The sequence below is a fragment of the Streptomyces sp. NPDC054841 genome (genome assembly GCF_053611045.1).
Window position 1 is genome coordinate 1 of record NZ_JBSGZO010000439.1, and the last position, 7064, is coordinate 7064.

The 7064-nt window shown below is 65.4% G+C and carries 5 protein-coding genes; all 5 read left to right on the plus strand.

Annotation, left to right across the window (positions count from 1 at the left end):
* Nucleotides 1–803 precede the first annotated feature (803 nt).
* The 5 genes from ACWGI8_RS35860 (at nucleotide 804) to ACWGI8_RS35880 (ending at nucleotide 7022) form a co-directional block, all read left to right on the plus strand.
* Entirely contained in the window at nucleotides 804–1841 is a 1038-nt protein-coding gene (locus ACWGI8_RS35860) for an ABC transporter permease (RefSeq protein WP_453667491.1), read from the plus strand.
* A gap of 98 nt (nucleotides 1842–1939) precedes the next feature.
* Nucleotides 1940–3736: an ABC transporter substrate-binding protein gene (locus ACWGI8_RS35865; RefSeq protein ID WP_453667493.1), complete on the plus strand. Its 1797-nt coding sequence runs from the start codon at nucleotides 1940–1942 to the stop codon at nucleotides 3734–3736.
* A 106-nt stretch (nucleotides 3737–3842) separates the two neighbouring features.
* Nucleotides 3843–4820 carry an ABC transporter permease gene (locus ACWGI8_RS35870; RefSeq protein WP_453667495.1) on the plus strand — a complete coding sequence of 326 codons (978 nt, stop codon included), beginning with the start codon at nucleotides 3843–3845 and terminating at the stop codon, nucleotides 4818–4820.
* Between the two features lie 10 nt (nucleotides 4821–4830).
* Entirely contained in the window at nucleotides 4831–5892 is a 1062-nt protein-coding gene (locus ACWGI8_RS35875; RefSeq protein WP_453667497.1) for an ABC transporter ATP-binding protein, read from the plus strand.
* Nucleotides 5893–5906: 14 nt separating this feature from the next.
* On the plus strand, nucleotides 5907–7022 hold the full coding sequence (locus tag ACWGI8_RS35880; RefSeq protein ID WP_453667499.1) for an ABC transporter ATP-binding protein: 1116 nt from the start codon (nucleotides 5907–5909) through the stop codon (nucleotides 7020–7022).
* Nucleotides 7023–7064 lie beyond the last annotated feature (42 nt).

Consider the following 7064-nt stretch of genomic DNA (forward strand, 5'->3'; position numbering starts at 1 on the left):
CCGCGGGAGTGTCCGGGCCGTTCGCGTGGTGCCGTGGCGCTGTTTGCGTACTGCGGTGGCCTGGAAGAAGACTGCGGTGACGGCTCCCTCGCGACCCTTGCGGCACTTGTCCGTCAACAGGATTTCCTACCCCGAAGGTTCGACTATCGGACGTAGCGCACCGGAAACCTGTATTAACAGTCCGTTTCGGGGGTGTCTGTCTGCGATCCCTTTGTCCGAATTTTGGGCCTCTGGGGTGGGGTGATGTTGCCAAAACGAGATGCTTTAAGTGTGGTTTACAGCCCGAACTTACCCAATAGTTGGCTTCACTGAGCTCGGGTCAACGGGTCACGCGCTGTGGGGAGCGCCGACTCACGAGCACACAGGACACGGATCTTCGCCGTCAGGGGTGTCGGCGTTGTGATGTGTCCAGCCTTGCAGTGAATACGTGGACTCATGAGGAGGAACCCATGCGCGGTGCCACGAGCGCCAGTGGGGTCGGGTCGTCACAGATGGCTCGTGCGGCCATTTTTCAGCGCACATCATCCGGTCTGGTCGCCGGCAGCGGCCGGCACTTCTGAGACCCGGTCAACCGCTCGGCTCGCGTTCCTTGGGGGGAATCCTCCCCAACTGACGTTCTTCCCAGTCGTACCGCCTACGGGGTGATCCCGTCGGGCGTGCGGTTGCGCTGCCGTACCCGTCTCGGGGTGACGGCTGGCACCGGGGGGTCGTCATGCAGCCATGGCGGATCGGGCGTAAACCGTCCGGACCGTCGCAGCGTGCAGGGATCGCGGGTCACCAGACACCCGTGAATGGACACCATCATGACCAGTCCAATTGAGATCGAGGGCGAGAAGGCCTCTGTCGCCTTGGACAAAGAGACCGCGACCCAGAACGACGGCGCGGAAACCAAGTCGCTCACAGGACGCTCGCCCAGTCAGCTGATGTGGGCGCGCTTCAAGCGTGATCGCACAGGTGTGATCTCCGCCTGTGTGGTGCTCGTCTACTTCCTCGTCGCGCTACTGGCTCCAGTCATCTCGGCGGTGTACGGGAAGAATCCCTACACGCTGTACGCGCAGGAGCCGGACTACCCCTTCCTACTGGACGACTTCGCGATGCCCACCGGTTCCTTCGGTGGCATATCTGGAGACTTCTGGTTCGGGGTCGAGCCCAAGCTGGGCCGCGATGTGTTCACCATGCTGATCTACGGCATCAGAACCTCGCTGCTCATGGCGCTGGTCCTGACGATCCTCAGCCTGGTGACCGGTGTGATCATCGGCATGGTGGGCGGCTACTTCGGCGGGAAGGTCGACTACTGGCTGGGCCGGGTGACCGACTTCTTCCTGGCGTTCCCGAACCAGCTGTTCTTCATCGCCTTCATGCCGATCGTGACCGCGCTGTTCGTCTCCCCGACGGACGAGACCCCGACGTACCTGCGGGCCGTCGCGATCATCCTGGTGTCGTGGTTCCTCGGCTGGATGGGTATGGCCCGTCTGGTGCGCAGCTCTGTACTGTCCCTGCGGGAACGCGAGTTCGTCGAGGCGGCGAAGGTCTCGGGTGCCTCGCGCTGGCGAATCGTCCGCAAGGAGGTTCTGCCGAACATCGTGACGCCGATCCTGGTGCAGGGCACCTACATGCTGCCCAGCGCCATCCTGAACATCGCCTTCCTCTCCTTCGTGGGTGTCGGCTTCGTCGAGCCCACTCCGGACTGGGGCCGCATGTTCGCCATCGGCGCCAACATCTACGAGCAGGACCCGGCGTTCATGTTCTTCCCGGGTGTCGCTCTTGTCGTCTTCGTCCTGGCCTTCAACCTCCTGGGTGACTCGGTCCGCGACGCTTTCGACCCCAAGACCGGACGGTGACGTCCATGGGCGAGGGCAGCTGCCGCCCTCGCACCGGGCAACCGGACGGTCAGGCAGCTCTTCTGGATAACAACCGACAGGTAGGTGCAACGAGCATCATGAAGCTCATTCGATCGCGCTCCGCACGCGCCATAGTCGTCGCCATGGCGGCCGGCTCCCTGGCGCTCACCGGCTGCTCCAACGACGGCGGCAAGGGCGGCAAGGACGAGTCCAAGTCGCAGAAGGACGCCGCGGCGCAGTCCAAGCCGGTTGCCTACGGTGACGCTGCCGCCTCGAACGGTCCGGCCGTCGAGGTTCCGGGCGCCAAGCCCGGTGGCACCATCAACGTCTACATGCAGTCCGACCTGACCCACATGGACCCGGGTCAGATCTACGTCAGCGACGCGGGCCAGTTCGCCAACCTGATCCACCGCGGTCTGACGAACTTCCAGGAGGACGAGAAGGGCAACCTGACCGTCGTCGGCGACGTCGCCACCGACTCCGGCAAGTCCACCAACGGTGGCAAGACCTGGACGTTCACCCTCAAGGACGGCATCAAGGACCAGGATGGCAACGCCATCACCTCCGCCGACGTCCGCCACACCATCGAGCGCATGTACGCGAAGGTGATCTTCGACGGTCCGACCTACGTCCAGAGCTGGCTCTCCGGCGACGACTACCGCAAGGCGCTGCCCGACGGTCCGTACAAGGGCAAGCACCTTCCGGACAGCGTCCTCGCGACCCCGGACGCCAAGACGGTCGTCTTCAACTTCAAGACGCCGCAGCCCGACCTGCCGCAGGCCCTGGCCATGGCCGGTTACTCCATCGTTCCGCAGAAGGCGGACACGCAGGCGAAGTACGACAAGGCCCCGAAGTCCCTCGGCCCGTACAAGGTCGCCGACTACAAGGCCGGCAAGTCCCTCACCCTGGTGAAGAACACCAACTGGGACCCGAAGACGGACGCCGTGCGCCACCAGTACGTCGACGGCTACAACTTCCTCACCACCATCGACCAGGTCAGCCAGACCAAGCGTCTGATCGCCGACCAGGGCGAGGCCAAGAACGCGATCCAGTTCACGGACTCGGTCGACCCGGCCCAGATTCAGTCCGTGATCAACAACAAGGCCGTCAACAAGCGCACGGTCAAGGGCTACCAGCCCTACGTCTGGCAGCTCTCCTTCAACCTGGACCGGGTCAAGGACAAGAAGATCCGCGACGCGATCACGTACGCGATCCCGAACCAGTCGATGATCCAGGCCGACGGTGGCAAGTACGGCGGTGAGCTCGCCGGTGGTCTGCTCGCCCCGACCCTGCCGGGCTTCGACCCGAAGTACGACCCGTTCGGCAAGCTGAAGAAGCCCAACGGTGACCCGGAGAAGGCCAAGGCGCTGCTGAAGGAGGCGGGCTTCAAGGAGGGCACCAAGCTGAGCTACGCCTACTCCAACACCCCGCGTGGCCAGGCGCAGATGGTCATCATCAAGGACGCGCTGAACAAGATCGGCTTCAACGTCCAGGCCAAGGAGATCGACCGGAAGAGCTTCTACGAGCAGATCGGTAAGCTCGACAACCCGTTCGACATCTACATGACCGGCTGGGGCCAGGACTGGCCGTCGCCGTCCACGGTCATCACCCCGGTCTACGACGGTGACCTGGTCGCCGACGGTGCGTCGAACTACTCGCACATCAAGGACCCCGAGGTCACCCAGGGCATCAACGAGGCGCTGACGCTGGAGCCCCAGGCCGCGGCCAAGAAGTGGGAGTCGATCCACCACCGCATCGTCGAGGGTGTCAACCCGGCTGCCCCGGTCTACTACTCGAAGCAGATCCAGCTGTCCGGCTCGAACGTCGGTGGCGTCAAGTACAGCACCGAGTCGAGCTACATCGACATCAACGACCTGTACCTGATCAAGCCGTAACACCACATCACGGCTGATCCGTGGGGGTGCGCGCCAGGCGGAGCGCACCCCCGCGGACCCACCCCTCACAAACTCCCGCCGACTCCGAAGAGAGCAGCCTCCCGCGATGCTTCAGTTCCTCATCCGCAGGTTGACCGGCGCCGTCGTCATCATGTTCCTGATCGGCGCGTTCACGTTCTTCCTGTTCTACACAATCCCCCAGGACTTCGCCCAACTCTCCTGCGGCAAGAACTGCACGCCGCAGAACATCGCGGTGATTCGCGAGAATCTCGGCCTGGACAAGCCCATCACCGCACAGTTCTGGGACTTCATGTCCGGCATCGTGGCCGGCCGTGACTTCAACGTCGGACACTGCGCGGCTCCGTGCCTGGGCGTCTCCTTCGAGTCCGGCGACCTGGTCTGGGACTCCATCCTCGACCGCTTCCCGCTGACGCTGTCGCTGACCGTCGGCGGTCTCATCATCTTCCTGATCTTCGGTCTCGGCACGGGTCTGCTCGCCGCATGGAAGCGCGGCACCGTGGTCGACAAGATCGTCAGTGGCGCCTCGATGGTGCTCAGCTCGTTCCAGATCTACTTCCTCGGCCCGATCGTGCTCGGTCTCTTCGTCTACAGCACGGGCTGGATGGAGAACCCCAAGTACGTCCCGTTCACGGACGATCCGATCGGCTGGGTCATCGGTCTGCTGATCCCCTGGGCCGTCATGGCGACGATCTTCACCGCCCAGTACACGCGTATGGCGCGTTCGACCATGATCGAGCAGCTGCAGGAGGAGCATGTCCGCACCGCGCGGGCGAAGGGCATGCGTCAGCGGTACGTCTTCTTCCGCTACGCCTGGCGCGGCTCGCTCATCCCCATCGTCACCATCATCGGCATGGACCTCAGCGGACTTCTGGCGGGTGCCGTGGTCACCGAGTTCACCTTCGACCTGGCGGGCATCGGCCGCCTGGCGGTGGAGTCCTCGCTGAACAAGGACCTGCCGCTGACGATGGGCGTGATGCTGTTCGGAGCCTTCTTCATCCTGATCCTGAACATCATCGTGGACCTCGCCTACGCCTACATCGACCCGCGCGTGCGCCTCGCCTAGGAGAACGACCGTGACCACACTGACCAAGACCGAAGACACACCGGCCCCGACCGGGCCGGAGGCCTTCCTCTCGGTCCGCGACCTGCGGGTGCGCTTCTCCACCGAGGACGGCGTCGTCAAGGCGGTCGACGGGCTCTCCTTCGACGTCGAGCGCGGCAAGACGCTGGGCATCGTGGGGGAGTCGGGCTCCGGCAAGTCCGTGACCAACCTGACCGTTCTCGGTCTGCACAACCGCAAGACCACCGCGATCGACGGCGAGATCATCCTGGACGGCCAGGAGCTGACCGGCGCGCCGGAGAAGGAGCTGGAGAAGCTCCGCGGCAACAAGGTCGCGATGATCTTCCAGGACCCGCTGACGGCGCTCTCGCCGTACTACACGGTGGGCCGGCAGCTCTCCGAGCCGTACATGAAGCACATGGGCGCCTCCAAGAAGGAGGCGAAGGCCCGGGCCATCGAGATGCTGGACAAGGTCGGCATCCCGCAGCCCGCGATGCGCTTCAACGACTACCCGCACCAGTTCTCCGGCGGTATGCGCCAGCGCGCGATGATCGCCATGGCGCTGATGTGCGACCCCGACCTGCTGATCGCCGACGAGCCGACCACCGCGCTCGACGTGACCGTGCAGGCGCAGATCCTCGACCTGCTCAAGGACCTCCAGCAGGAGTTCGGGTCGGCGATCATCTTCATCACGCACGACCTCGGCGTCATCGCCAACATGGCCGACGATCTGCTCGTGATGTACGCGGGACGGGCGGTGGAGCGCGGCAGCGTCCGCGAGGTGCTCCGGTCGCCCCAGCACCCCTACACCTGGGGTCTGCTGAGCTCGATGCCCCGTCTCGGCGGCGACACGAGCGAGGCGCTCACGCCGATCCCCGGCTCGCCGCCCAGCCTGCTGACCCCGCCGTCCGGCTGCCCGTTCCACCCGCGCTGCGCCTTCGTCGACGAGGTCAGCGGTTCGCGGTGCTCCGGTGAGCGGCCGCCGCTGGGCGCCGGGCGCGCTTCCGCGTGCCACCTCACGGGGGACCAGAAGCAGACCATCTTTATCGACCAGATCAAGCCCCGGCTGGGCTAGGGAGACGCAGAGACATGAGCAAGAACGTCACTCTGCCTGAGCAGCAGGGTTCAACGGACGGGGCAGGGCGCAAGCCTCTGCTCACCGTCGAGGGCCTGACGAAACACTTCCCGATCTACGGCGGCTTCCCGTTCAAGCGCCAGGTCGGTGCGGTCAGGGCGGTCGACGGGGTCGACCTCACCGTGTACGAGGGTGAGAGCCTCGGCGTCGTCGGCGAGTCCGGCTGTGGCAAGTCCACGACCGGCCGGCTGGTCACGCGGCTGCTGGAGCCGACCGGCGGAAAGATCACCTACGCCGGTCAGGACATCACCCACGCGGGCCGCAAGCAGCTGGCGCCGATCCGGTCCGAGATCCAGATGATCTTCCAGGACCCGTACTCGTCGCTGAACCCGCGGCAGACCGTCGGCACCATCATCAAGAGCCCGATGGAGGTCAACGGCATCAACCCGCCCGGCGGCCGTGAGAAGCGGGTGCGGGAGCTGCTCGAGACCGTGGGTCTCAACCCCGAGCACTACAACCGCTTCCCGCACGAGTTCTCCGGCGGCCAGCGCCAGCGCATCGGCGTGGCGCGGGCCCTCGCGCTCAAGCCGAAGCTGATCGTCGCCGACGAGCCGGTCTCCGCGCTGGACGTGTCGATCCAGGCCCAGGTCGTCAACCTGCTCCAGAAGGTGCAGGACGAGCTGGGTATCGCCTTCATGTTCATCGCCCACGACCTCGCGGTCGTGCGGCACTTCTCGCAGCGTGTGGCCGTGATGTACCTGGGCAAGGTGGTGGAGGTCGCCGACCGCGACTCGCTCTACAACCGGCCCCGTCACCCGTACACCCACGCCCTGCTCTCGGCCGTGCCGGAGGCGGACGTCGACGCGGGGCAGAAGGAGCGGATCCGTCTCTCCGGCGACGTCCCCTCCCCGATCATGCCGCCGTCCGGCTGCCGCTTCCGCACCCGCTGCTGGAAGGCGCAGGACAAGTGCGCGACCGAAGAGCCGCCGCTGGTGCAGATCTCCGGAAACCGTGAGGGCCACCTGACGGCCTGCCACTTCCCGGAGGACCCGACGACCGAGCGTGCCGAGGACGTCGTGCTGGACCCGGCGCTCGCAGCGCTCGAAGGGGAGCACGTCTCCGACGACTGACGCCCGAGCGTGAGAAACGCCCCGGCCGCCGTTCTGGCGGCC

What these genes read in the sequence shown, in the direction of transcription:
- ACWGI8_RS35860 (WP_453667491.1), top strand. Translation starts at nt 804, where the DNA reads ATGACCAGTCCAATTGAGATCGAGGGCGAGAAGGCCTCTGTCGCCTTG.
- ACWGI8_RS35880 (WP_453667499.1), top strand. Translation starts at nt 5,907, where the DNA reads ATGAGCAAGAACGTCACTCTGCCTGAGCAGCAGGGTTCAACGGACGGG.
- ACWGI8_RS35865 (WP_453667493.1), top strand. Translation starts at nt 1,940, where the DNA reads ATGAAGCTCATTCGATCGCGCTCCGCACGCGCCATAGTCGTCGCCATG.
- ACWGI8_RS35870 (WP_453667495.1), top strand. Translation starts at nt 3,843, where the DNA reads ATGCTTCAGTTCCTCATCCGCAGGTTGACCGGCGCCGTCGTCATCATG.